Here is a 21187-nt window from a genome sequence, read left to right on the forward strand (position 1 = left end):
GTCGGACATCGGATTGCGGGACATGCGCGCGCCAGGCCGCGCACGCCGTCCTTTGTCAAACACCTCGTGGAAAGCCGACGGAACAGGACATGCCGTCGCCGAACAGTGCATTTCGCGTCTTATGTACGGTCGCGTGGTGGGCTGGCGTGCGGGGACGCGGCCTCGTCCGGATCAAGTTGCGCCTGCAGAAAGGCACGCGCTTTGCGCCAGTCGCGTCGGACGGTACGCACGGTCAGCCCGGACAGCGACGCGATCTCCGCCTCGCCCAGCCCGCCGAAGTAGCGCAGTTCCACCACCCGAGCCAGACGTGGGTCGAGCGCCTCGAGCGACTGCAGGGCGTTGTGGATGCTCAACAACTGCTCGAGTTTCAGCGCATCGTGCGGCGCATCGTGTGCGTCGGCGGGGGCGCTGACCAGCACGTCGCGTCCCCGCTTGGCCGCTGTGCCCCGGCGTGCCTGGTCGACCAGCACAAATCGCATCGCCCGTGCGAGCAATGCGACCAGGTGCCCACGGGACGCGGCCGGAATACGCGTGCGTGCGAACTTGAGCCAGGTCTCGCTGATCAGCGAGGTCGGCGAATGGCTGGCGATTGCCAGCCGACGGATCTCCGATCTGGCGATACGATGCAGATCATCGTAAAGCAGGCGGTAGATCCCGTCCCAGGCGGTGGCGTCTCCGTCGCTGGCGTCGGCAAGCAGGCGGGCGATCGCCGGATCGAGCGCATCGTCGTTGCGCATCGCGGCCGTCTCCGGGCGCGCCGGGGAGCGGGGCATTGTCGCGTCTATGAGGTCGGATTTGCTTTCCATCCTGACTGCCGATCACGGGCGATGCATGCTAGTCGATCCCCGCCATCGGGGGGACGCATCAAGGAGATCCGCCATCGAGACACCGTTGCCTTGCGAGCCTGGGACCCAACGGCGGGCGCTCGATCTGTTCGACGCCTATGTGCGGTTGCCGCGTTGGTGGCGGGCGAGAAAGCTTGCCCGACTGGCGGTGTCCGATCCCGCGTTGCATGCCGCGCTGTTGGCCCTGCTCGAGGCTGATCGCAGGGAGCACGTGATCGTTGACGCCCCGTTTCCCGAGATATCGGCGCTGTTGGACATCCAGGGTCCGCGACCCGAAAGCGATCCGCGTATCGGGACCAGAATCGGCGCGTGGGAGATCACCGGTGTCTTGGGGCGGGGGGGCATGGGCACGGTCTATCGAGCGCAGCGCTGGGATGCGCAACTGCGGCAGGTCGCTGCGCTCAAGTGCATCCGCGACGATCTGCTCTCCGCGGACCTGGTGGACGCCTTTCTCGCCGAACGCAACGTGTTGGCGGGTCTGACCCATCCCGACATCGTGCCGTTGCTGGACGGCGGCGTGGACGAAGCCGGTCGCCCCTGGTATGCCATGCAACTGATCGACGGGCTCGCGATCGACCAATGGTGCGATGCCAGGGCATTGTCGATCCGCGAGCGCGTCACGCTGTTCGTCGAAGCCTGTGACCAGGTCGCCTATGCCCATCAGCGCGGCATCGTTCACCAGGACATCAAGCCGTCGAACCTGCTGGTGACCCACCAAGGCCGTCCACGGCTGCTGGACTTCGGGCTGTCGGTACTGATGGCGTCCGACGCGCTCGCGCCGACGCAGCGGCTGGCGATGACCAGTGGCTACACCGCTCCCGAGGTACTGGCGAATGGGTCGAGGGATGTGCGCGTGGACGTCTATGCACTCGGTGTGCTGCTGTGCCGACTGCTGGCGGGCGACGGCCCCTGCGCCACGCCGCTGGCATCGGGGACCCCGCAGGCGCCGTCGTCATGGGCGGCCGCACTCGATGCGTCGGCCGTCCGCGCGCGCGGCGCCTCATCGGCTGCCGCGCTGGTCAGGCAGTTGCGTGGCTCCCTCGATACCATCGTGCTGCGCGCTGTCGCCACCCGCCCTGCGCAGCGATTTGCAAGTGTCGAGGCGCTGACCGACGCGCTGACGGCCTGGTTGCGGCGCGTTGCACCAGTCCCTGCGTCGCGCCTGAAACGGGTGCTGGTGCCGGCAGGCGCCGCCATGGCGATGGTGATCGTCGGCCTGCTTGGCGGACATCTGTGGCGCGCAAGTCGGGAGGCGGCGATTGCCAGCCAGGCCGACCGGTTCTTCGAGTCCATGCTGGGCACGGCCGCGACGTCCGAACTGGGAGATTTGCCGCCAGCCCGGTCGACATTGTTGGCCTCTCTCGAGTCGGGGTTACGTCGCCAGACCGGAGGCGCCGATGCAGCCGGCATGCGGGCGCGGGGATTGTCGGTGCTTGCGCGCAGTTGGGCCGTGGCCGGCGATTACCGGCGGGCGGAGCGGTTGGCGCGCGAAGCCGAATCGCTGATCGATTCGGGGAATCCTCTTGCCGCTGCCTTCAACCTTGCGACGCTGGCCCATCTCCAGAATCTCCAGGCGCAGCATGCCCAAGCCGAAGCGACCGTCGCGGTGGGCCTGGCGCGGTTGCCGGTCCGGCTGACCGATCAGCACAAGCTCGCGCATTTGCGGCTGCTCGCCCAGCGGGCGGTGGCCGAGTCGGGGCAGGGCCATTCCCAGGCCGCGCTCGCCACGCTCGATCGGGCGATCGGCGAGGCGGCGGGTCTGACCCCGTCGGTGGCCGACAACATCACTGCGCAGCTGCTGACCCAGCGTGGAATCTGGCTGCGTTGGCGCATGCGGATGCAGGAATCGGAGGCCGACCTGCTGCGTGCGATCGCACTGACCGACGACGCGGCACCGATCCTGGCCGATGACGCCCGCGAATCCTTGATCCGCACCGTGCGCGCGTCGCGCCAGCCTGGACGTGAGCAACGCGCGCTGGCGCTGGCGAACCAACTGATCGAGCGGCGGCGCGCGACCCTGGGTGAGCGTCATCCCCAGACCGGAATGGCCTTGGCCGAACTCGCCTTCATCCAGATCCTCAACGCCGATCTGGCCAGCGCAAGCGAGACCGCGGACCAGGCCGAGCGCATTCTGGCCGAGGCGCTGGGGGCGGACCATCCCGCTGTCGCGCGCGCGTACATGGCCCAGGGGCATCTGGCCGCCTATGCGCGTGACATGCCCCGCGCGTTCGAGCGGACCGGACGCGCGCTGCGCATCTACCAGCGGCACTACGGGCCGGATCAGGAGTTCACGCTCGAGGCGCGCTTCCTGATGGCCAGCCATCTCTGGGCGCGGGCCGGTGACGCCGCCGACGATCCCGACCTGATCCGGGCGCGCGATACGCTCGGGGCTGCGATCGCGAGCAGCGTCGCGGCGCACGGCGAGGTCTCGGCGCATCACCGTGGTGGCTATGCGATGCTGCTCGCCACCACTGGGCGCAAGGACGAGGCGGCGCGTCAGCTGGTGCTGGGCAAGCGCGACGCCGCGCGCCAGTTCGGGCCCGACAGCCAGGACGCGATGATGGTCCGGTTGGCCGAATGCGGATTTCTGGTGCGCTATGGCGAGAACGATACGGACACGCTCGCGGCATTGACCGGCCTGGAACGCGATGCGGCCGCAACCGGCACGATGTTCGCCGATGGCGTGCTGCACAGCGTGCTGACAATGCAGGCACGTTGGCTGCTGAAGCGGCAGCGCTCCAACGAGGCGCTGGATGCTGCGCAGCGCAGCCGCGCGATCGCGATCAAGTTGGACAAGCCGGGCTTGATCGCCGATAGCGATGCGATGATCGACGCCGTACGGGCCGCACACCGCAGCGACGCCGCGCCCGTCGACCGGACCGCGGCGCGATCGCCTTAATCGACTGCGGCGGCCGGCGGTGCCGGTTCGGCGCGCACGGCTTCGGGGCTGACTTTCTCGATCGAATGCCGCAGCTCGCGGCCCAGGATCACCTTTGCGTCCTTGGCCAGCGCGGTCAGGCGCTCGTCGAACACCAGCTTGCTGTTGCCGTCGAGCTTGACCAGGCCCAGCTCGCGCAGCTTCTGGATGAAGCCGCGGAACAGTGATTTGTCGAAGAACTCCGGTGCGGCCGGCGCGTAGAGCAGCGACAGGCGCTGCGCGGCCAGTTGGCACAGGCCCTCGAGTTCGCCGGCGCCCAGCGTGCCCGGACCGTTCTTGGCCAGCACCGAGATCGCGATGTAGTAGCGCTCGAATGCCTGCTGCAGCGGGTGGCTGAGCGCACGCAGCCGGAACACCTCGTCGCTCTGTCCGGCGTTGCGGGCGTAGACCGGATCGCCGTCATGGTCGTCGGCGAGCGGTTCGAGCAGTCCTTCGCGCACGAAGGTGGCCAAGGTGCGCTCGATCCGGTCGGCGAAGGCGTCCTCGGTCCACGGCAGGAACAGCTCGGCCTGCAGGAACGGATACATCGTGCGCCCCAGGCGCAGCAGCGTGTGCCGGCTCATGCGGCGGTTGTGCAGGAAGCAGCAGGCGATCCATGCCGAGGCGGTGTACAGGTGCAGCACGTTGTTGCGGAAGTAGGTCAGCAGCACCGCCTGCTCGTCGTCGCCGACCCGCAGCACATCGCCCAGCGGGTGGGCGACGCGTTCGAGCACGCCGATCTCCTCGCCGTGGGCGACGATCTCCGCCGGCGTGTGCGGCGTCAGCGTGACCCGGTCCGAATACGGCACGTCGTCGAGCAGCTGCTTGGACAGCGCGATCTGCGCCAGCAGGTCGGCTTCGCCCATCGCATGCTTGGGCGTGGACAGCAGCGCGAGCGAGAGCAGATTGATCGGATTGACGTCGGCGGCGCGGTTGATGTTGACGTGGATGCGCTGGGCCAGCACGTCGATCGTGTTGGCCAGCCAAGCCGGCTTGGCGTCCTCGGGCACCGCGCGGCCGTCCCAGTCGGGCGCCAGTTCGGCAAGCACCGCATTGAGATGGATCGGCTCGCCGAAGTTCACCACCACCTGGCCGTAGTTGCTGCGCAGCACCTGCGGGATGCCCCACAGCAACCGCCAGATCGATTCCTTCTTCTTGGCCTTGCCCGACAGCTCGTCGAGGTAGCTGCTGCCTTCCATCAGCTTTTCGTAGCCGATGTACACCGGCTGGAACAGCACCGGCTTGCGCGGCTCGCGCAGATAGGCGCGCAGCGTCATCGCCAGCGCGCCGCCCTTGGGCGGCAGCAGCCGGCCGGTGCGCGAGCGACCGCCCTCGATGAAGTACTCGATCGAATAGCCGCCGCCGACCAGCTGCGCCATGTATTCGGAGAACACCGCCGAATACAGCGCATTGCCGCGGAAGCTGCGCCGGGCGAAGAACGCGCCGCCCTTGCGCAGCAGCGTGCCGATCACCGGCAGGTTGAGATTGACGCCGGCGAAGATGTGCGGCGGCACGATGCCGCGGCCGTAGAGCAGGTACGACAGCAGCAGGTAGTCCATGTGGCTGCGGTGGCTGGGCACGTAGACGATCTCGTGCCCGGGTGCGGCCTCCTTGAAGCGGTCCAGGTGATGGACCAGCACGCCGCGGAAGATCCGGTTCCACACCGTGGTCAGCAGGAAGCTGGCCGAGCGCACCAGCGGGTGCGAGTAGTCGGCGGCGATCTCGTAGGCGTAGGCGTGCGCCTTCTTCCAGGCGTCCTCCGGCCGGCTGTTGTCGCGTCGCGCCTGGTCGGCGATCGCGTCCTTGACCGACGGCGCGGCGAGCACCTTGTCGACCAGCAGCCGGCGGGTCGACAGGTCGGGGCCGATGATGGCCTCGCGCATGCGGTTGAAGTGCGTGCGCAGCACGCGCGAGAGCTTGCGCACCGTGCGTTCGGCGCCCAGGTCCTCGTCGAGCAGCGGCCGCACTGCGACCGGCTCGGCGAAGCGCACCAGCGTGTCGCGGCCGTTGAGCAGGATCGACAGCAGGCGGCGGAAACGGCCGACGATCGTCCAGTTCTCCGAGAACAGCACCGAGAACCAGCCGTTGGCCTTGTCGGGCGAGCGACCGACGAAGATCGAGACCGGCACCACCTGCACGTCGAGCGTGGGATCGAGCCGGTGCGCCTCGAGCAGGCGCGAGAGCGATTCGGAATGCGTCGATTTCGATGGCGGCTTGCCGGCCGCCAGCGCCAGCGCACTGCCGGCGTTGCGCCGCGACAGCGCGACGTAGGCGCGCTTGCGCCCCAGCGGATCGCCGGGTAGCGGCTGCAGCGGCGACGGCAGGCCGGCGTCGCGGCAGGCGCGCTCGAGGATCAGCGCGTTCGACAGGCCGTAGTCCTCGAGCACGTAACAGACCGGGCGGTGGTCGACCAGCGTCTCCGGGGCCTGGGGTTCGACCTTCAGCCCGATCCAGGGGCGCAGGAGCCGGTCGAGCAGACCGGCCCACCATGGCCGGCGTGCGGCGCGGCGGGGCGTGGCCGCAGGGCGCGCCACCAGGGGCGTACGCGCGTCGGCGGCAGGGGGCGCATCGGCGGCCGGCGCCGGGCTCGCAGCATCCGCCTGCGGAGCCTCGTGCGCGGCGCGAGCGCCTGCATCGGCCGGTGCCGCGGTGGGTTCCGGCAGCGCGGCGGCGGGTACCGAGGCGGCGTCATCGCCGTCGCGCCGGGGGCGCGCGTCGTCGGGAAAGGGGAAGGTCGGTTGGTCGGGCATCGGCGGCATTATGCCCAAGCGGCTCCGCGCGGCGGGCGTCAGGGGCCCGGCGGGGGCGTGGCCGCGGTGCGGGCGTGGCGCAGGAAGTCGGACACGTACCAGCGCCCGGCCACGCGTTCGACGCCGATCTCGGCATCGATCGAACGGCCATCGAGCAGGTAGCGCAGCCGCACCCGCGCCTGGTCGCCGGTCTGCGAGGCCAGCGTTGGCGTGACGCTGTCGAAGCTCGCATCCAGATCCAGGCCATAGGCACGCAATTGCTGCTTGGCGACCTCGAACACCGGCGACAGGCGGCGCAGCCCGGCCGCCATGCCGGCCCGGCCGAGGGCAGCGTCGCCGTCGAGGGCGCTGCGCCGGACCGCCGCGGTCAGTGCCTCGACGGTCTGCTGGGCGAGGGCGCGGTCGGCCAATGGCGCCCGGGCCGCCCACTCACCGGTGGCCGCCACCAGTTGGGTGTAGTGCTGGCGTTCGTCGTCGCTGAACCCCGGCGACTGGGCCAGATACTGGGTCGCGAACACGGCCAGGGCCCGCGCCGTCGAGCGCAGCTCGCCGTCGGCGCCGGCGAACTGCCGATCGAAGGTCGCCAGCAGCGCGCGTTCGGCGTCCGCCGCGTGCAGCGCGGCCAGCGCCGCAGGAATCTGACCCGATAGCGGCAGTTCCGACAGTGGCCATCGGGTGCGGTCCTCGCGCCAGGCTTGCTCGAGCGCCGGCGCCAGATCGGCCGGCAACGCATCGCGCGCAAACGCGGCCAGATCCCCGCCGCGCAGGTGTGCGGTCAGGACCGTGACCGCCTCGACCGGGGTCGCGCCGCCGGTCGGCGCCAGTGCAGTCTCCGGCGCGGGCCGGTCGCAGCCGCCCAGCCACAGCAGCAGCGGCAACAGCGCCGTGCAGGCACGATGCGGACGCCGGCGGGGCCGGCGGCGGGTCGGCGCGTGCGCGTGCATCCGGCGATTCTCCTCGGCCCCCTCAGGCCGACCATCCTGCAATGGCCAGGTCGCTCACGACAAGTGAGCCGTCCGGGCCGCGCTCACAGATCGTGCGTGACCCAGCCGCGCGGGGTGTCGGCGGCCGCGGCATCGAGCGCGGCCTGGGCGATCTCGTCGGGCGTGCGCCCGGCGCGCCAGGCCGCGGCGATCGCGGCCAGCCGCTCGCGCGTGGCGCGGGTGTAGGCGCCTTCCAGTTCGTTCTGGGCATCGGCCGCAAGCTTCTGTGGATACAGCGTGCGGGCATCCTCGCTGCGGTTGAGCAGTGCGATCATCCGCGCCAGGCTCTTGCGGAAGGTCTGCGCCGACAATGCGGTGCGCTGGGTCCGCTGCAGATGCCAGACCGTCAGGTATTCCACCGGCCCGAGCAGGCGGCGCGGTGTACCGCCGAAGAACTGGCCGGAGAACGCGCTGGCCGCGACCGGGCCGCTGGCGTCGGGCAGGCGGGTCGCGCCCCACGAACTCAGCGCGCCGCCGGGCAGGTCCATGCGACGCAGCGCGGTGCCGAAGGTGTCGGCGACCAGGCGTTGCGCGTGGGCGTCGTCGCTCTCGGCGACCACCTGCAGCAGGCGCAGGAACAGCGGATAGCGGTCCTCGCCCAGGCGCCGTGCCAGTCGCTTGAGGACGGTCAATCGGTACTCGGGATCGGAATGCGCAGCCAGGGCCGACACCAGGCGGTCGGCGGCGGCACGCAGGGATTGCGCGGAGGGCACGGCGTTCATCGAAGGACAGCCAACAAGGACGACGGCACTCTAGCGCGTCGTGCGTGCGTCGCCCTAGCCGAGGGCGTCGAGGATCGCGTCGGTGCCGTGATCGGCGGCAGCGGCCAGGTCCAGGCCGGCGAGACGGCCTTCGAACGCGCGATCGCCGGCGAACAACCGCGATCCGGCCGGCACATCGTCCCAGGCGACGGCATTGAGCATGTCCTCACCCGGATCGGCCTGCGGACCGCGGGCGGCCAGCGCGCCGTCGGCCTCGCCCAGACCGACGAGCCCGCTGCCATCGGGCTGGCGCAGGTCGTCGAATGCGACCTGGCTGCCCAGCCGTTCGAGGCTGGCGGCGGTGAAGCCGGTGTTGGAGGAGATACCGCTCATGCCGTGTCCGCTGGGATCCGTGGATGCCGCTCATAGCGACGATGGCGCGACTGTAACGCCGGTGCCACATGCGGGCTATCTCGGGCTGGCCCTAGGGGGGGCGCGCCCTTGCCGGTGGCTGGCCATCTCAACATGAATGCATGATGGCCGGCCCCTGGCGTCCTTGTTCTCCGCGCACCGCGCGATGTCTGCGCACTGCGTGCTAGCCTCCAGATCCCCGTGATGCGCCGGTGCAGGCCCGCATGGCAGAGCAGAACGAAGGCGCCGACAAGACCGAACAGCCTACCAGCAAGAAGCTCAAGGACGCCCGCAAGGAAGGCAATGTCAGCAAAAGCCGGGAACTGACCAGCACCGTGCTGGTGATGGGCTGGCTGGTCGGCGGCTGGCTGTTGATGGGCTTCATGTTCCGTCGCGTGCGCGGACTGTTCGAGCAAGCGCTCGAGGTCTTGAATCAGCCCTTCGACATCGCGCTGCGCACCGTCGTGCCGTTGGCCGCGCAGGTGTTCCTGTCGATGACCCTGCCGCTGCTGTTGATGGCCGTGCTGCTGGGTCTGCTGGTGGAGTTCCTGCAGGTCGGGCCGGTGGCCTCGATGAAGAAGGTCACACCCGATCTGTCGAAGATGAACCCGGTCAGCGGCATCAAGAAGATGTTCTCGATGGACAATCTCATCGAGCTGATCAAGTCGATGTTCAAGAGCGTGGCGCTGATCGCCATCGGCGGTTTTGTGCTCTGGGGCATGATCCCCAGCCTGCTGAACCTGCCGTTCGCCCAGCCCGCCGCGATCGGCAGCGCGATCTGGCATGCGCTCAAGTGGATCGGCATCTGGACGATCTTCGTGTTCTTCTTCGTCTCCGCGGTCGATGCCTCGTATCAGAAGTTCTCCTACATCAAGAAGCTGCGCATGAGCCGGCGCGACATCAAGCAGGAGGTCAAGGAGAACGAGGGCGATCCGTACGTCAAGCAGCGGCGCAAGCAGTTGCACCAGGAATGGTCGCAGCAGAACATGCTCAATGCCGTCCGCGGATCGAGCGTCGTCGTGACCAATCCCACCCACATCGCCGTCGCCCTGCAGTACGAACAGGGCACCGACGACCTGCCGCTGGTCGTGGCCAAGGGCGAGGGGCACATGGCCGAGGAGATCCGGCGTGTGGCCGAGGAATCGGGCGTGCCGATCCTGCAGAACGTGCCCTTGGCACGCGGCCTCAATGCGCGCGTGGAGATCGACGACTACATCGGCAACGAATTCTTCGAGGCCGTCGCCCAGGTGCTGTACTGGGCCGAGGGCATGCGCACGGGCGAATCGCGCCCCGAGCCGCCCGAGTTCGTGCCGCCCGAGGACATGCGCGAGGAGATTGGCCTGGCAGCCGAGCCGGCGCCCGCGCCGCCGTTGGCCGACGACCCCTCGATCCTCCAGCGGTTCGAGGATCCGCGCGATCCGATGCGCTGACGGGATCTGATTTCGAGTGTTGGGCGTGCGCGCGGCGTGATTGCTGCAAAATTGCGGATCGGATAGGGATATCGTGTCTGGCGGGGTTCGGAGTGGCGCGAAAGGGCTACGCTCGTTGCCGTTGCCGTTGCCGTTGCCGTTGCCGTTGCCGTTGCTTTGCGCATTTGATGTTCGAGCCGTAAAGCGAGCCGAGCATCGCAGGACGGCGGGGCCGAAGAGCAGCCCATGTCTGAGCGCAGCGAGTTTGGGCTGCGTGCCCCGTCGTCCGAGAAGCGCAGGGGCCTGCCGCGGCTTCATGCGGCAGATCGCGTCCGGCGACGGCGGTTTTGCTTACTTTTGACAAGACAAAAGTAAGCCGCGCGAACAGCGCGGAAGCTCTGTTCTTCGCATTCGATTCTGTTGCCGAGGGAAAGCGAACAACGCAAGTGCACGGCTTTCGCCTGCTACGTGTGCGATCTCCTTTCAAGCGATCGCGCGGAACGGCGGCGCAGACACAGCCGACGCCGACGTGGCGCGATGCGCCATGAAGGCGAACGGCTAGCCGCCGAATGCGCTCTTCAAGGCGTTCACCAGTCCGCTGTTGTCGACCAGCCGGCGCATCACGATCTCGACGAACACACCGAGCATCAGCAGGATGATCGCCGTCGCCAGCCACGCCTTGATCGGCATCGTCAGCGCGAACACGTTGAGCTGCGGCGCGTAGCGGTTGACCAGGCCGAACGACAGGTCGATGACCAGCAGGATCACCATCGCCGGGGCGGCGAGCAGCAGCATCGCGGTCATCAGATAACTGAACTGCCCGACGAACAAGGCCATGCCGCTGAGCCGGATGTCGGGAAAGAAACTCATGACCGGCCACACCGTGTAGCTGGTCATCAGCAGGTCCAGGAACACCAGGAATGCGCCGCTGGCCATGAACAGCCACGACGAGAGTTGCGACAGGAACTCGCCATGCAGCGAGGTCTGGTGGCCCTGGATCGGATCGAAGATCTGCGCCATCGACATGCCCACCTGGGTGTCGATGATCACGCCGGCCGAGCTGATCGCCCAGAACACGATGCCGTAGCAGAACCCGATCGAGATGCCGATGAAGGTTTCCTTGAGCACGATCGCCGACCAGTGCGCGGTGCCGGCGGCCTCGATCGGCGGCGCCCCGGCCAGTGCGATCGGGATCGCCACGATCGCCAGGCTGACCATGAAGCTGTTGCGCACCATCGCCGGCACCGTCTCGGTGGTCAGCAGCGGCAGCATCAAAAACGCCCCGGCCACGCGCGGCAGCGTCAGCGCGAGCGCCAGCAACGGGTTCTGCGCGAAGTCGAACATCAGCGCCGGACGAGGCCGGGGAAGTCGAGGAAGATGCGGTCGGCGAACACATACAGCGTGCCGCCGATCAGCGATCCGGTCACAAACAGCATGATGACCACGGTCAGGAACTTCAGCGCGTAGGGGAACGTCTGCTCCTGCAACTGCGTGGCCGCCTGCAGGAACGCGACCACCAGGCCGATCAGTGCCGCAGCCGCGACCGGCGGCCCGGACAGCAGCAGCACCAGCCACAGCGCTTCCTTGGTGAACTCCAGGACGTCGCCCATCAGGTCGTTCCGTAAGTGAGCACGAGGCCGTGGACCAGCTTGGCCCAGCCGTCGATCAGCACGAACAGCAGCAGCTTGAACGGCAGCGACACGGTCGTGGGCGAGAGCATCATCATGCCCAGTGCGAGCAGGATGTTGGCCACGACCAGGTCGATGATCAAGAACGGCAGGAAGATCAGAAAGCCGATCTGGAACGCGGCGGTGAGTTCGCTGACCGTGAAGGCCGGGACCACGACGATGAAGTCGTCGGGCGTCAGGTCGCCGCGGCGCTCGACCGGCAGCATGCGCTGCACGCTGCGCAGGAAGAAGGCACGTTCGGCATCGCTGGAGTGCTGGATCAGGAATGTGCGCAGCGGTTCCTTGCCGGCGTCGATCATCGTCAGCAGCCGGTTGGTGTCGAACGCGCCGCTCGCCGCCGGGGCCGCGCTCGGCGCAGCCGGCTGGGTGATCTCCTCGGCCAGCGCCGGCAATACCGGCTCGCGCGCTTCGGGCGGGTCGTTGCTCGAGCCGCCACGCACCGCGCTGAACATCGGATCGGGCGCCGGGCCGGTGTCGCCGCGGGCCTGCGCTTCGGCGGCCAGGCCGTCGGCCGCCGCCGGGCTGGTCGCGGCCGTCTCGGCCTGCGGCGCAGCGGTCGGGGCCGCGGGCCGGACGTCGATCGCGCGGCCCTCGCGCACGGCCTGCTGCTGGGCACGCGCGTCGATCTGGCGTTGCACCGACGCCGGCGGCGGGCGCCCTTCGAGCCGGGCCTCGACGGCGGCATTGACGTCGAGGATCACCGGGTACATCACGTAGATCGACAGCACGATCGCCAGGCCGTTGATGACCACGTTGGGCGGCACCTGCTGCAACCCGAGCGCGTTACGCAACAGGCTCAGCACCACCACGATCTTGGTGAAGGAGGTCACCATCACCGCCACGAACGGCGCCAGCGCCAGGCTGACCACCGTCACCAGGACGAGGGCGGGCGAGAACGTGCTGAAGTCCATGCCTCAGCTCCAGGACAGCAGGCGCACGCCGAGCGTGTCGCCGACCGCGACCAGTTCCCCCTGGCCGGCGACACGGCCGTTGGCGCGGATCGTCACGTTCGCCCCTTCCAGATGCGCAGGCAGGGCGAACACGTAGCCCGGCTGCAGGCCGGCGACATCGCCCAGCCGCAGCTCGACCTTGCCCAGCTCGAACGCCACCTCCACCGGCAGGCGGCTGGCCGGGTCCTCGACGGGCGCGGGCGCCTCGGCGGCGGGGGTGTCGGGGGCGTCGGTGTCGCTCATCGGGGCACTCTCCTGGAATCGGGGTTGGGGGCTCGGGGGGCCGTCGATCCGCCAGCCCTCGGCGCCGGGCCGGATCGGCCAGCGCAGGCCGACGGCCTCGGCGTGCAGCGTCGGCTGGCGGGTCGAACCGACGATCACCACATCGCCGGGGCGCAGGTCGCGCAGATCGGCAGCAGTCAACGGCGGACCGGCCAACGCCAGCGACACGGCGGCCGGCAGCTGGCGCCAGTGGCCGGTATCGGCGGCCGCGGCATCGGTCGCCGCGTCGCGGCCGAGCGCGGCGGTCAGCCAATCGACGCTCGCGCGCAGGCTTCCGGTCAGCGAGGTGCCGTCGTCGGCACGCAGTTCGAAGTCGACCCAGACCACATCGAGCGCCGGTGCCGGCGGCGGGTCGGGCAGCGGCAGCAGCGAGGTGCCCAGCGCCTCGCTCAGCCGCACCAGCGCGGCCTCGTGCGCCAGGCTCCAGGCGAGCACGCGCGCGCGTCCCTGGTGGTCCTGCCAGCGCAGCGCATCCTCATCGTCGGCCGCCGGTGCCGCGCTCAGGCGCAGGCCCACCCGGCTGCCGTCGGCATCGAGCTCGAACACGCCCGCCGGATCGCCGGGGCGGCCTTCGCGCAGGATCAGCGTGCCGGCCGCCGATGGCCATTGCCGGCGACGGCGATGCAGCGCGCGCAGCGCCTGCGCCTGAGCGGCGGTCAGGTGGGGAATGCGCTCGCGCAGCGGGGTCGCAGTGCGAGGCGGCGTCGATACGCCCGAGTCAGCCATGTCCAAGCGCCACCTTCATCAGTTCGGGCAACGAGCGTACGCCCAGTTTGCTCATCATGTTCGCGCGATGCAGTTCGACGGTCTTGATGCTGATACCCAGAATGTCGGCGATGATCTTGTTGGGCTTGCTGGCCACGACCAGGTCGAGCACCTGGCGCTCGCGCGGGCTCAGTTTCGCCAGCGCCTCGCCCTGCGGCGCCCCCGCCTGTCGGCGCTCGCGGCGCAGCGCATGGCCGATCGCCTCGACCAGTGCCTCGTCGCTGAAGGGCTTTTCCAGGAAGTTCGACGCGCCCTTGCGCATCGCCTCGACCGCCAGCGGCACGTCGCCGTGCGCGGTCACGAAGATCAAAGGCAGCGAGGAGCCGCGGCGCAGCAGTTCGTCCTGCAACTGCAGGCCGCTCATCTCGGGCATGCGGATGTCCGAGACCAGGCACTCGTCGTCGCCATGGCGGGTGCTGTCGAATACGGTCAGGAACGCGGCGGCGGACGCGAACGCCCGCACCTCGAAGTTCGCCGTCTCCAGCAGCCAGGCCGTGGAGTCGCGGAAGCCATCGTTGTCGTCGACCAGATAGACGCAAGGCGTGCCGGGCATCGCTAGATCCTCCTGTCGGGCGTGGGCAGCGTGAAACCGAACACGCTGCCGCCGCCATCCCTGGCCTCGAAGAATAGCCGGCCTTCGTGGTATTCGATGATCGACCGACAGATCGCAAGGCCAATGCCCAAGCCATCGGATTTGGTGGTGTAGAACGGCGAGAACAGCTGCTCGCTCTGGGCCGGGCTCAGGCCCGGGCCGCGGTCGCAGACCCGGACCTCGATCTCGTCGTCCAGGTTGACCCGGGCCTCGATCCGCAGGCCGCGCTGCGCGGCGGGGACCTCGCGCATCGCCTCGATCGCGTTCTTGACCAGGTTCAGCAGCACCTGCTCGATCATCACCCGGTCGGCATAGACCGGCGGCAGCGAGGCCGGCAGTGCCAGCTCCACGCGCAACTGCTGACGCTCGGCCTCCAGCCGCAGCAACTCGAGCACGGTGTCGACGATCAGCGGCAGCTCCTGGGCGTCGCGGCGTGGCTCCCGGGCGCGGACGAACTCGCGCACGCGTGCGATCACCGCGCTCGCATGCTCGGCCTGGGTGCGCGCGGCCTGCAGCGCGCGCTCGACCTGGACCGGGCCACCGGCCTGGCCGACCAGCCGTAGGCTGCCATTGAGGTAGTTCACGATCGCCGCCAGCGGCTGGTTGAGCTCGTGGGCGAGCGTGGCGGCCATCTCGCCGACCGACATCATCCGCGAGGTGAACAGCAGCTTCTCCTGCTGCGACTTGTGCGAATCCAGGGTCTCGATGCGTTCGCTGATGTCGACCGCGGTCAGCAGCGACAACGCCTGGCCGCCGCAGTCGAGATCGCGCCAGTGCAGCGCGTACCAGCGGCCGCTGTGCGGCGCGCGCACTTCCTCACCGCGCGCCTCGCCGGTCAGATCGCCATAGAGGCTGGCCAGCAATGCATCGCGCTGGCCATGGCCGGGTAGCGCGCCCAGATCGGTAGAGAAACGTGGATTGGCGGCCACCAGCGCGCCGCTGCGCCGATCAAACGCCGCGCAGGCGAACGGCACAGCCGCCAGGACGGCAGCCAGCGCATCGGATTGCGCGCCGCGCCCGGTCGACCGCGAGCGGCTGGTGCGCGACGGGCCCGTTGCCCCTGTCATGCGGCAGCGGCAGCCTGCACGGCGCTGATAACGTAGGCCGGCACCGCTCCGGTGCGCACCCGCCAAGATGCCATGACCCGTGCTGCCTGCCCGTCCCGTTTTTTCGCACTGCGCCGGGCATCCGGCCTGCTGGCCATCGCCTGCTGGTCGGGATGGGCCAGCGCTGCGCCAGCCGCCCCGGCTGCACCGACCAGCGACTCCTTCGTCGGCGAAATGCTGGCCATCGTATTGCCTTTGGTCTTCATCATCGCTGGTCTGCTGTTGCTGCTGCGGCTGCTGCGCCGTCGCTATGGGTTGTCGAGTGGGGACACGCCGCTGACGGTGGTGCAGATCCTGCCAGTCGGCCCCCGGGAACGGCTGGTGGTGGTGCGGTCACGCGCGGGCCGATCGTTCGCCATCGGTGTTGGCGCCCAATCCGTGACGTTCGTCACCGATCTGGAGGCGGACGACCTGGCGCCAGCCAGCGAGACAGCAACGCGCACGGACGCGCGCTTCAATATCGCTGGCGATCGTTAAGCCTGCGTGACGCCCGGCGTCACCCTGTCCAGCCCGACGCCGCGGCCTTCACATTGCTTGCGCCCGGCTTTGCGACACGCTTGCAACATCCGGTTGACCACTTCCTAACATCCATAGGGTATCGTACAAGGGCAAAAAGTGACGCACGAGGTCAGGGGCAGATGCGCCGAATGAAGTCCAGATTGCGCGGAGTGCGGAATTGCGCGGTGCCCGCGTCAAGGCGCGCGCCTGCGTGCCTGCGCCAAGGAGCGGGCGCATGAAGGCCCTGCTCGCCACCCTGACCGGCGCGCCCGCCGGGGCCGCACCCCGCGGCAAGTTCGGCTACAGCGACGTCATCCTGGCGTTCGCGGCGGTCACCATCATCAGCGTGATGATCCTGCCGCTGCCGCTGGTGATCATCGACACACTGGTGGCGGTGAACATCTCCATCGGGTTCGGCCTGCTGTTGCTGGGCATCTATATCCCCACGCCGGTCGCGTTCTCCAGCTTTCCCAGCGTGCTGCTGCTGACCACGCTGTTCCGGCTGGCGATCTCGATCGCGATCACCCGTTCGATCCTGTTGCACGCCGAAGGCGGCCACATCGTCGAGACCTTCGGCACGCTGGTGGCCGGCGGCAATCTGGTGGTCGGCATGGTGGTGTTTCTGATCATCACGGTCGTGCAGTTCATCGTCATCGCCAAGGGCGCCGAGCGCGTGGCTGAGGTCGCTGCGCGCTTCACGCTCGATGCGATGCCCGGCAAGCAGCTGTCGATCGATTCGGACCTGCGCGCGGGCCTGATCGACAAGGACGAGGCGCGTCGCAAGCGCCGCCTGCTCGAGACCGAGAGCCAGTTGCACGGCTCGCTCGATGGTGCGATGAAGTTCGTCAAGGGCGACGCGATCGCCGGCATCGTCATCATCCTGATCAACCTGCTTGGCGGCCTGGCCATCGGCGTGCTGCAGAAGGGGATGCCGCTGGCCGAGGCGACGCACGTCTACAGCATTCTGACCATCGGCGACGGTCTGGTGTCGCAGATTCCGGCGATCCTGGCGACGATCGCCGCCGGCCTTGTCGTCACCCGCACCACCGGCGAGATCGACGACCGCCACCTGGGCGATGCGATCACTCGCCAGGTCTCGGGCCAGCCGCGCGTGCTGCTGATCACCGGCATCCTGGCCTTGTTGATGACCCTGGTGCCCGGCTTCCCGTGGGGTGTGTTCCTGGTGCTGGGTGTCGGCCTGCTGACCCTGAGTGCCTGGCGCTACCGCCACCAGTTCGAATTGCTGCGTCGCGCGTTCCGGGTCAGCGAGGAAGAGGTGGTGGCCGAAGCGCAACAGGCGACCGAGCGCGACGATCTCGCGCCGCCCGCGCCGTTGCAGTTGCAGGTCTCCCCGGCGCTCGCCCAGGCGCTGGGCGCGCACAACCTCGAGGCGCGCATCGCCGAGACCGCGCAGCGGCTGCGCGAGGAATACGGCGTGCCGGTGCCCGTGCCGTCGATGCGGATCGTGCCGACGTTCGCCGACGACGAGTACCGCCTGACCGCATTCGGCGCGCGCATCGCGACCGGTCGCCTGCGTACCGATGCCTGGCTGCAGCCGCAGCCGGCCAGCGCGGCCGTCGCGGCGAAGCTGACCGGGTTCTACCCGGCGGTGGTCGCCGGCGAGTGGACCCAGGCGCAGGCCGACAGTGCGCAGGCACCGATCGATGTGCTCGCCCATCACGCCGATGCGGCGATCCGCCGGCGCATGGGCGGCTTTCTGGGCATCCAGGAAACCTCGAATCTGTTCGCGCGCATGCAGCGCGACTATCCTGACCTGGTCAAGGAAATGTTGCGCGTGGTCGCACCGCAGCGCGTGGCCGACGTGCTGCGGCGGCTGTCGGAAGAAGGCGTGCCGATCCGCAACCTGCGTGATGCCTTCGAGGCGATCACCGATGTCGGTGGCCGCGAAAAGGATGTGGTGCTGTTGACCGAATACGTGCGCGTCGCGCTCAAGCGCGAGATCGCCGATCGCTATTCAGACGACGAGCGCACGCTGCATGTACTGTTGATCCATCCCGAACTGGAAGACAAGCTGCGGCAATCGGTCCGCGTGGCGGGCGGTGCCAGCCAGCTTGCGATCTCTCCGGAACTGGCCGGACGGCTCGGCAACGAGGTGCGTGCGCACCTGGGCCGGCAAGCCCCCGGCGTGCGACCGGTGCTGTTGTGTTCGCTGGACGTGCGCAGACATCTGCGCAAGCTCATGGAGGTCGATTTCTTCGACCTGCCGGTGCTCTCGTACCAGGAACTGGCACCGGATCTGCGCATCGTGCAGGCGGGGCAGATCAATGCGTGACCATGTCGTATCAAACCGGGGCGCATGCCGCCGGGCCGCACGGATGTTCGCGGTGCCGCGCGCAGCGTACGCCAAGCGAGGACACTCATGACGCAACGCAACGACAATCCGACGCGGCCCGTGCACCAGGTGCTGCGCATCGTCGATGGCCTGCACGCTGGCGCAAGCCGCGTGCTCGGCGACGAGGAAATGATCCTGGTGGGCAGCGGTGAGGACTGCGATATCGTCCTCGCCGACGACGGCGTGGCCAGCCACCATGCGCTGGTGACGCTGGTCGGCGGCCGGTTCCTGGTGCGCGCGCTCGACGCGCCGGTCCAGGTCGGCGCCACCCAGGTCGAGCCTGGCGATCCGGTCGAACTGGCCACCGTGCAGCCGGTGCGGTTGGGCGAGGCCGCAATCGCGTTCGGCCGTGAGGACGATCCGGACTGGGACGGCTTTGTGACCGTCTTCGCGCCGCCCGACGAAGCGGCGCCGCGGCGCTCGGGGTTCGTGCGCCGGCTGCCGCTGATCGCCGGCATTGCTGCGTTGTCGCTCGCCTCGCTGGCGATCTTCGCCGCGGTGCTGCCGGGGTCGCAGACCACGGTCGATCCGCGCGACCGACTCGACGCCTTGCTCCAGGAGCACCGGGTGATGAACCCGGGCATTTCCGATGGCGTCGATGGGCGGCCGTCGGTGACCGGCGCGGTCGACAGCGCCGCGACGCTCGAACGGCTGCGCGCCCAGCTCCAGGCCGAAGGCATCGCCGCGTCGCTGCAACTGCGCACCGGCGAGAACATCGCCGCCGACGTGGCCGAAATGTTCCGCGGGCACGGCATCCCGGTGAAGGCACGCTACACCGGCAATGGCGACGTCGAAGTGGTCGGCGAGTTCGAAGACGGCGCCGAGATCGAGCGCCTGGCCCGCTCGCGGGCGGTCAGCGAGATCTCCGGGGTCGCGCGCATCCTGCCGCGCACGCCCGACGGCCAGGTGCCGCGCACCGCGTCGCAAGGCCAGGCGCCCGAAGAGCCCCCGCCGCACATCGTCTCGATCGTGCGCGGCGAAGACCCGCATCTGATCGCCTCCGACGGGCGGCGCTTCGTGCCCGGTGACGAGCTGCCCGGCAAGGGGCGGCTGATCTCCATCGGCGCGTCCGCCCATGTGCTCAATGCACGCGGCGACCTGGTCAAGATCACCCCCGGCCCGGTGGCCACGCTCGACGACACCGCGACCGCGTCGGCGCCGACCGGAGAGCAGGTCGATCCACGCTTCACGCAGGTCGTTGCCGGCGTCACCGCCGGCAGCCGCGGCGTTGTCGCGACCGCCCGCAACAATGCGGCCCAGGGCGGTCCGGCCGCCACCACCCAGTAACCCCAAGGCGCATCGCGCCGCGTTCGTTGCCTAACACCCCCTTTGCATCACGACAGGAGCCACAACATGACCACTATCTCCAACGACGCGATCGGCAACTTCATCGGTCGCGCATCGATGCACAACGACCAGAACACCCTCCGCGGCACGCGCACCGGCGGTGCTGGCGGCGGCAGCTCCAGTTGGTACGAGGCGATGTCGCGTGCCTGGGGCCAGACGCTCGACGCACAGGCCACACGCATCACCAACCTGTCGGACGTGATCGGCCAGGGCGGTGACCAGCCGTCGAACGTGGTCGCACTCACCGCCGAGAGCCTGCGCATGCAGTTCCTCTCCAACAATGCCTCGACCTCGCAGAACAGCGTCGGCCAGGCCCTCGAGACGCTGGGTCGCAAGCAGTAAGCGGCACGCGCCAATCGTTCTAAGGAGATCATCATGGTGGACGCAATCCAGGCCGTCGGCATCGAGCCCGCGGCACAGGGGGCAGGGGCACCGGGCGGTGGACAGCCCGTCGCCGATGCGTATGAAGTCAACCAGTTCGCCGAGGCGATGAGCCGCGCCGGTGGCAGTCCCTCGGTCGCCAATGCGACGCCCGACGTCGCCAGCGTCGGCGCGTCCGAGCCGTCGGAGGGCATGCGGATGCTGATGTCGGCGGTCGACAACCTCAACGGCGGTGCCGAGAGCATCAACTCGCTGGCCAAGACCATGACCCAGAACACCGGGGAACTGACGCCTGGCCAGGTCATCGAGATGACGATGAAGTCGCACCACTTCCTGTTCCAGTGCGAAATGACATCGAACGTCGCCAACCGCACGTCCGACGGCATCCAGCAGCTGTTCCGCCAGCAGTCCTGACGAGGTGACGTGGATGCGTCTTTCCAACCGTAATCGATGGTCGGGCTGGCTGGTCGTGCTGCTGGCGTGCTTGGTGCTCGCCGGCTGCGGCGGCAGCCCGTTGTACAGCGCGCTCGAGGAGCGGCAGGCCAACGAGATGATGGGCGCGTTGATCAGCTCGGGCATCCAGGCCAAGAAGAAGCCGTCGGCGACCAAGGTCGGTTGGGACGTCGTCGTGGCCGAGAGCGATATTCCGCAGGCGATGGCGGTGCTGGAGGCCCGCGGCCTGCCGCGGCAGCACTATCAGAACCTCGGCGACATCTTCAAGAAGGAAGGCTTCGCGTCGTCGGCCACCGACGAGCGCGGCCGTTACATCCACGGCCTGCAGCAGGAGATCTCGCACACGCTGAGCATGTTGCCTGGCGTGGCCAACGCCCGCGTGCACATCGCACTGCCCGAGCGCGATCCGCTCGGTGGCTCGACCGGCAAGACGTCGGCGGCGGTGTGGATCTTCGAGCAGCCCGGCGCCAGCGTCCGCGACCGCGAGGCCGATATCAAGATCGTGGTCAAGGACGGCGTCGAAGGGCTGACCGATATCAATCAGGTCTCGGTCAAGTTCGTGGCGATGCCGGCGCCGCCGGAGGCTGGCCAGAGCGGCGGCACCGCGATGGCGCTGTCGGCGGTGAGCCCGATGGCGATCGGCATCGCAGCGGCGGTGGTCGTGATCATCGCCCTGCTGCTGGCGTTCGGCAGCCGTCTGCGTGGGCGTAGCGCCGCACCTGCGGAGCCCGCGCCCAAGCGCTGGCAGGGCTGACC

Annotated in this window: 19 protein-coding genes; 8 read left to right on the forward strand and 11 right to left on the reverse strand. The window is 68.9% G+C overall.

All coding sequences use genetic code 11. The features are described from left to right. Positions 1–119: 119 nt before the first annotated feature. Entirely contained in the window at positions 120–737 is a 618-nt protein-coding gene (locus FHW73_RS03380) for an ECF-type sigma factor (RefSeq protein ID WP_183425274.1), read from the reverse strand. Here FHW73_RS03380 and FHW73_RS03385 point away from each other — a divergent pair. Next, complete coding sequence (locus FHW73_RS03385; protein WP_183425275.1) at positions 730–3744, forward strand: serine/threonine-protein kinase; 3015 nt, start codon at positions 730–732, stop codon at positions 3742–3744. The genes FHW73_RS03380 and FHW73_RS03385 overlap by 8 nt on opposite strands. Here the strand turns inward: FHW73_RS03385 and plsB are convergent. The 4 genes from plsB to FHW73_RS03405 all read right to left on the reverse strand — a co-directional run bounded on the left by plsB (position 3741) and on the right by FHW73_RS03405 (position 8589). After that, positions 3741–6521: a glycerol-3-phosphate 1-O-acyltransferase PlsB gene (plsB, locus tag FHW73_RS03390; RefSeq protein WP_183425276.1), complete on the reverse strand. Its 2781-nt coding sequence runs from the start codon at positions 6519–6521 to the stop codon at positions 3741–3743. The genes FHW73_RS03385 and plsB overlap by 4 nt on opposite strands. A 29-nt stretch (positions 6522–6550) precedes the next feature. Then, on the reverse strand, positions 6551–7456 hold the full coding sequence (locus FHW73_RS03395; RefSeq protein WP_183425277.1) for a hypothetical protein: 906 nt from the start codon (positions 7454–7456) through the stop codon (positions 6551–6553). Between the two features lie 83 nt (positions 7457–7539). Then, positions 7540–8217: a hypothetical protein gene (locus tag FHW73_RS03400; protein ID WP_183425278.1), complete on the reverse strand. Its 678-nt coding sequence runs from the start codon at positions 8215–8217 to the stop codon at positions 7540–7542. 54 nt (positions 8218–8271) lie between these two features. Then, a complete protein-coding gene (locus FHW73_RS03405; RefSeq protein ID WP_183425279.1) occupies positions 8272–8589 on the reverse strand; it encodes a hypothetical protein in 318 nt (105 codons plus the stop codon). Positions 8590–8831: 242 nt separating this feature from the next. On the opposite strand from FHW73_RS03405, the gene sctU reads away from it, so the two are divergent. Continuing rightward, a complete protein-coding gene (gene sctU, locus FHW73_RS03410; RefSeq protein ID WP_183425280.1) occupies positions 8832–10037 on the forward strand; it encodes a type III secretion system export apparatus subunit SctU in 1206 nt (401 codons plus the stop codon). A 537-nt stretch (positions 10038–10574) separates the two neighbouring features. Here sctU and sctT read toward each other — a convergent pair. From sctT to FHW73_RS03445, 6 genes are read right to left on the reverse strand one after another with little or no spacing between them, the layout of a single operon-like run. Continuing rightward, the gene (gene sctT, locus FHW73_RS03415; RefSeq protein ID WP_183425281.1) at positions 10575–11360 is read right to left on the reverse strand and encodes a type III secretion system export apparatus subunit SctT; all 786 of its coding nucleotides are present in this window, start codon (positions 11358–11360) and stop codon (positions 10575–10577) included. Then, complete coding sequence (gene sctS, locus FHW73_RS03420; RefSeq protein WP_047136761.1) at positions 11360–11626, reverse strand: type III secretion system export apparatus subunit SctS; 267 nt, start codon at positions 11624–11626, stop codon at positions 11360–11362. Before sctS ends, sctT begins: the two co-directional genes overlap by 1 nt. Further along, positions 11626–12615 carry an EscR/YscR/HrcR family type III secretion system export apparatus protein gene (locus tag FHW73_RS17520; protein WP_305067764.1) on the reverse strand — a complete coding sequence of 330 codons (990 nt, stop codon included), beginning with the start codon at positions 12613–12615 and terminating at the stop codon, positions 11626–11628. The genes sctS and FHW73_RS17520 overlap by 1 nt, the downstream gene beginning before the upstream one ends. 3 nt (positions 12616–12618) lie before the next feature. Next, positions 12619–13662: a type III secretion system cytoplasmic ring protein SctQ gene (sctQ, locus tag FHW73_RS03435; protein WP_183425282.1), complete on the reverse strand. Its 1044-nt coding sequence runs from the start codon at positions 13660–13662 to the stop codon at positions 12619–12621. Further along, positions 13655–14254, reverse strand: a complete 600-nt coding sequence (locus FHW73_RS03440; protein ID WP_183425283.1) for a response regulator — start codon at positions 14252–14254, stop codon at positions 13655–13657. Before FHW73_RS03440 ends, sctQ begins: the two co-directional genes overlap by 8 nt. A 2-nt stretch (positions 14255–14256) precedes the next feature. Continuing rightward, positions 14257–15360: an ATP-binding protein gene (locus FHW73_RS03445; RefSeq protein ID WP_183425284.1), complete on the reverse strand. Its 1104-nt coding sequence runs from the start codon at positions 15358–15360 to the stop codon at positions 14257–14259. Positions 15361–15432: 72 nt separating this feature from the next. Between FHW73_RS03445 and FHW73_RS03450 the strand changes: the two genes are divergently transcribed. The 6 genes from FHW73_RS03450 to sctJ all read left to right on the forward strand — a co-directional run bounded on the left by FHW73_RS03450 (position 15433) and on the right by sctJ (position 21185). Next, positions 15433–15876 (forward strand): flagellar biosynthetic protein FliO, encoded by a 444-nt coding sequence (locus tag FHW73_RS03450; RefSeq protein ID WP_183425285.1) that lies wholly within the window; start codon positions 15433–15435, stop codon positions 15874–15876. Positions 15877–16132: 256 nt separating this feature from the next. Beyond that, complete coding sequence (sctV, locus tag FHW73_RS03455; protein WP_183425286.1) at positions 16133–18190, forward strand: type III secretion system export apparatus subunit SctV; 2058 nt, start codon at positions 16133–16135, stop codon at positions 18188–18190. Between the two features lie 87 nt (positions 18191–18277). Then, entirely contained in the window at positions 18278–19537 is a 1260-nt protein-coding gene (locus FHW73_RS03460) for an FHA domain-containing protein (protein WP_183425287.1), read from the forward strand. 66 nt (positions 19538–19603) lie between these two features. Then, positions 19604–19939 (forward strand): hypothetical protein, encoded by a 336-nt coding sequence (locus FHW73_RS03465; RefSeq protein ID WP_183425288.1) that lies wholly within the window; start codon positions 19604–19606, stop codon positions 19937–19939. A 33-nt stretch (positions 19940–19972) separates the two neighbouring features. Further along, positions 19973–20392, forward strand: coding sequence for a hypothetical protein (locus FHW73_RS03470; protein WP_183425289.1), 420 nt, complete (start codon positions 19973–19975; stop codon positions 20390–20392). 13 nt (positions 20393–20405) lie between these two features. Further along, a complete protein-coding gene (gene sctJ / locus FHW73_RS03475; protein ID WP_183425290.1) occupies positions 20406–21185 on the forward strand; it encodes a type III secretion inner membrane ring lipoprotein SctJ in 780 nt (259 codons plus the stop codon). Positions 21186–21187 lie beyond the last annotated feature (2 nt).

It is taken from the genome of Luteimonas sp. RC10, assembly GCF_014192745.1.
In the GTDB taxonomy this organism is placed as follows: domain Bacteria; phylum Pseudomonadota; class Gammaproteobacteria; order Xanthomonadales; family Xanthomonadaceae; genus Luteimonas.

What these genes read in the sequence shown, in the direction of transcription:
- FHW73_RS03470 (WP_183425289.1), top strand. Translation starts at nt 19,973, where the DNA reads ATGGTGGACGCAATCCAGGCCGTCGGCATCGAGCCCGCGGCACAGGGG.
- FHW73_RS03395 (WP_183425277.1), bottom strand. Translation starts at nt 7,456, where the DNA reads ATGCACGCGCACGCGCCGACCCGCCGCCGGCCCCGCCGGCGTCCGCAT.
- plsB (WP_183425276.1), bottom strand. Translation starts at nt 6,521, where the DNA reads ATGCCGCCGATGCCCGACCAACCGACCTTCCCCTTTCCCGACGACGCG.
- sctT (WP_183425281.1), bottom strand. Translation starts at nt 11,360, where the DNA reads ATGTTCGACTTCGCGCAGAACCCGTTGCTGGCGCTCGCGCTGACGCTG.
- sctJ (WP_183425290.1), top strand. Translation starts at nt 20,406, where the DNA reads ATGCGTCTTTCCAACCGTAATCGATGGTCGGGCTGGCTGGTCGTGCTG.
- FHW73_RS03445 (WP_183425284.1), bottom strand. Translation starts at nt 15,360, where the DNA reads ATGACAGGGGCAACGGGCCCGTCGCGCACCAGCCGCTCGCGGTCGACC.
- FHW73_RS03465 (WP_183425288.1), top strand. Translation starts at nt 19,604, where the DNA reads ATGACCACTATCTCCAACGACGCGATCGGCAACTTCATCGGTCGCGCA.
- FHW73_RS03460 (WP_183425287.1), top strand. Translation starts at nt 18,278, where the DNA reads ATGACGCAACGCAACGACAATCCGACGCGGCCCGTGCACCAGGTGCTG.
- sctV (WP_183425286.1), top strand. Translation starts at nt 16,133, where the DNA reads ATGAAGGCCCTGCTCGCCACCCTGACCGGCGCGCCCGCCGGGGCCGCA.
- FHW73_RS03450 (WP_183425285.1), top strand. Translation starts at nt 15,433, where the DNA reads ATGACCCGTGCTGCCTGCCCGTCCCGTTTTTTCGCACTGCGCCGGGCA.
- FHW73_RS17520 (WP_305067764.1), bottom strand. Translation starts at nt 12,615, where the DNA reads ATGGACTTCAGCACGTTCTCGCCCGCCCTCGTCCTGGTGACGGTGGTC.
- FHW73_RS03400 (WP_183425278.1), bottom strand. Translation starts at nt 8,217, where the DNA reads ATGAACGCCGTGCCCTCCGCGCAATCCCTGCGTGCCGCCGCCGACCGC.
- FHW73_RS03405 (WP_183425279.1), bottom strand. Translation starts at nt 8,589, where the DNA reads ATGAGCGGTATCTCCTCCAACACCGGCTTCACCGCCGCCAGCCTCGAA.
- FHW73_RS03380 (WP_183425274.1), bottom strand. Translation starts at nt 737, where the DNA reads ATGCGCAACGACGATGCGCTCGATCCGGCGATCGCCCGCCTGCTTGCC.
- sctS (WP_047136761.1), bottom strand. Translation starts at nt 11,626, where the DNA reads ATGGGCGACGTCCTGGAGTTCACCAAGGAAGCGCTGTGGCTGGTGCTG.
- FHW73_RS03440 (WP_183425283.1), bottom strand. Translation starts at nt 14,254, where the DNA reads ATGCCCGGCACGCCTTGCGTCTATCTGGTCGACGACAACGATGGCTTC.
- sctQ (WP_183425282.1), bottom strand. Translation starts at nt 13,662, where the DNA reads ATGGCTGACTCGGGCGTATCGACGCCGCCTCGCACTGCGACCCCGCTG.
- sctU (WP_183425280.1), top strand. Translation starts at nt 8,832, where the DNA reads ATGGCAGAGCAGAACGAAGGCGCCGACAAGACCGAACAGCCTACCAGC.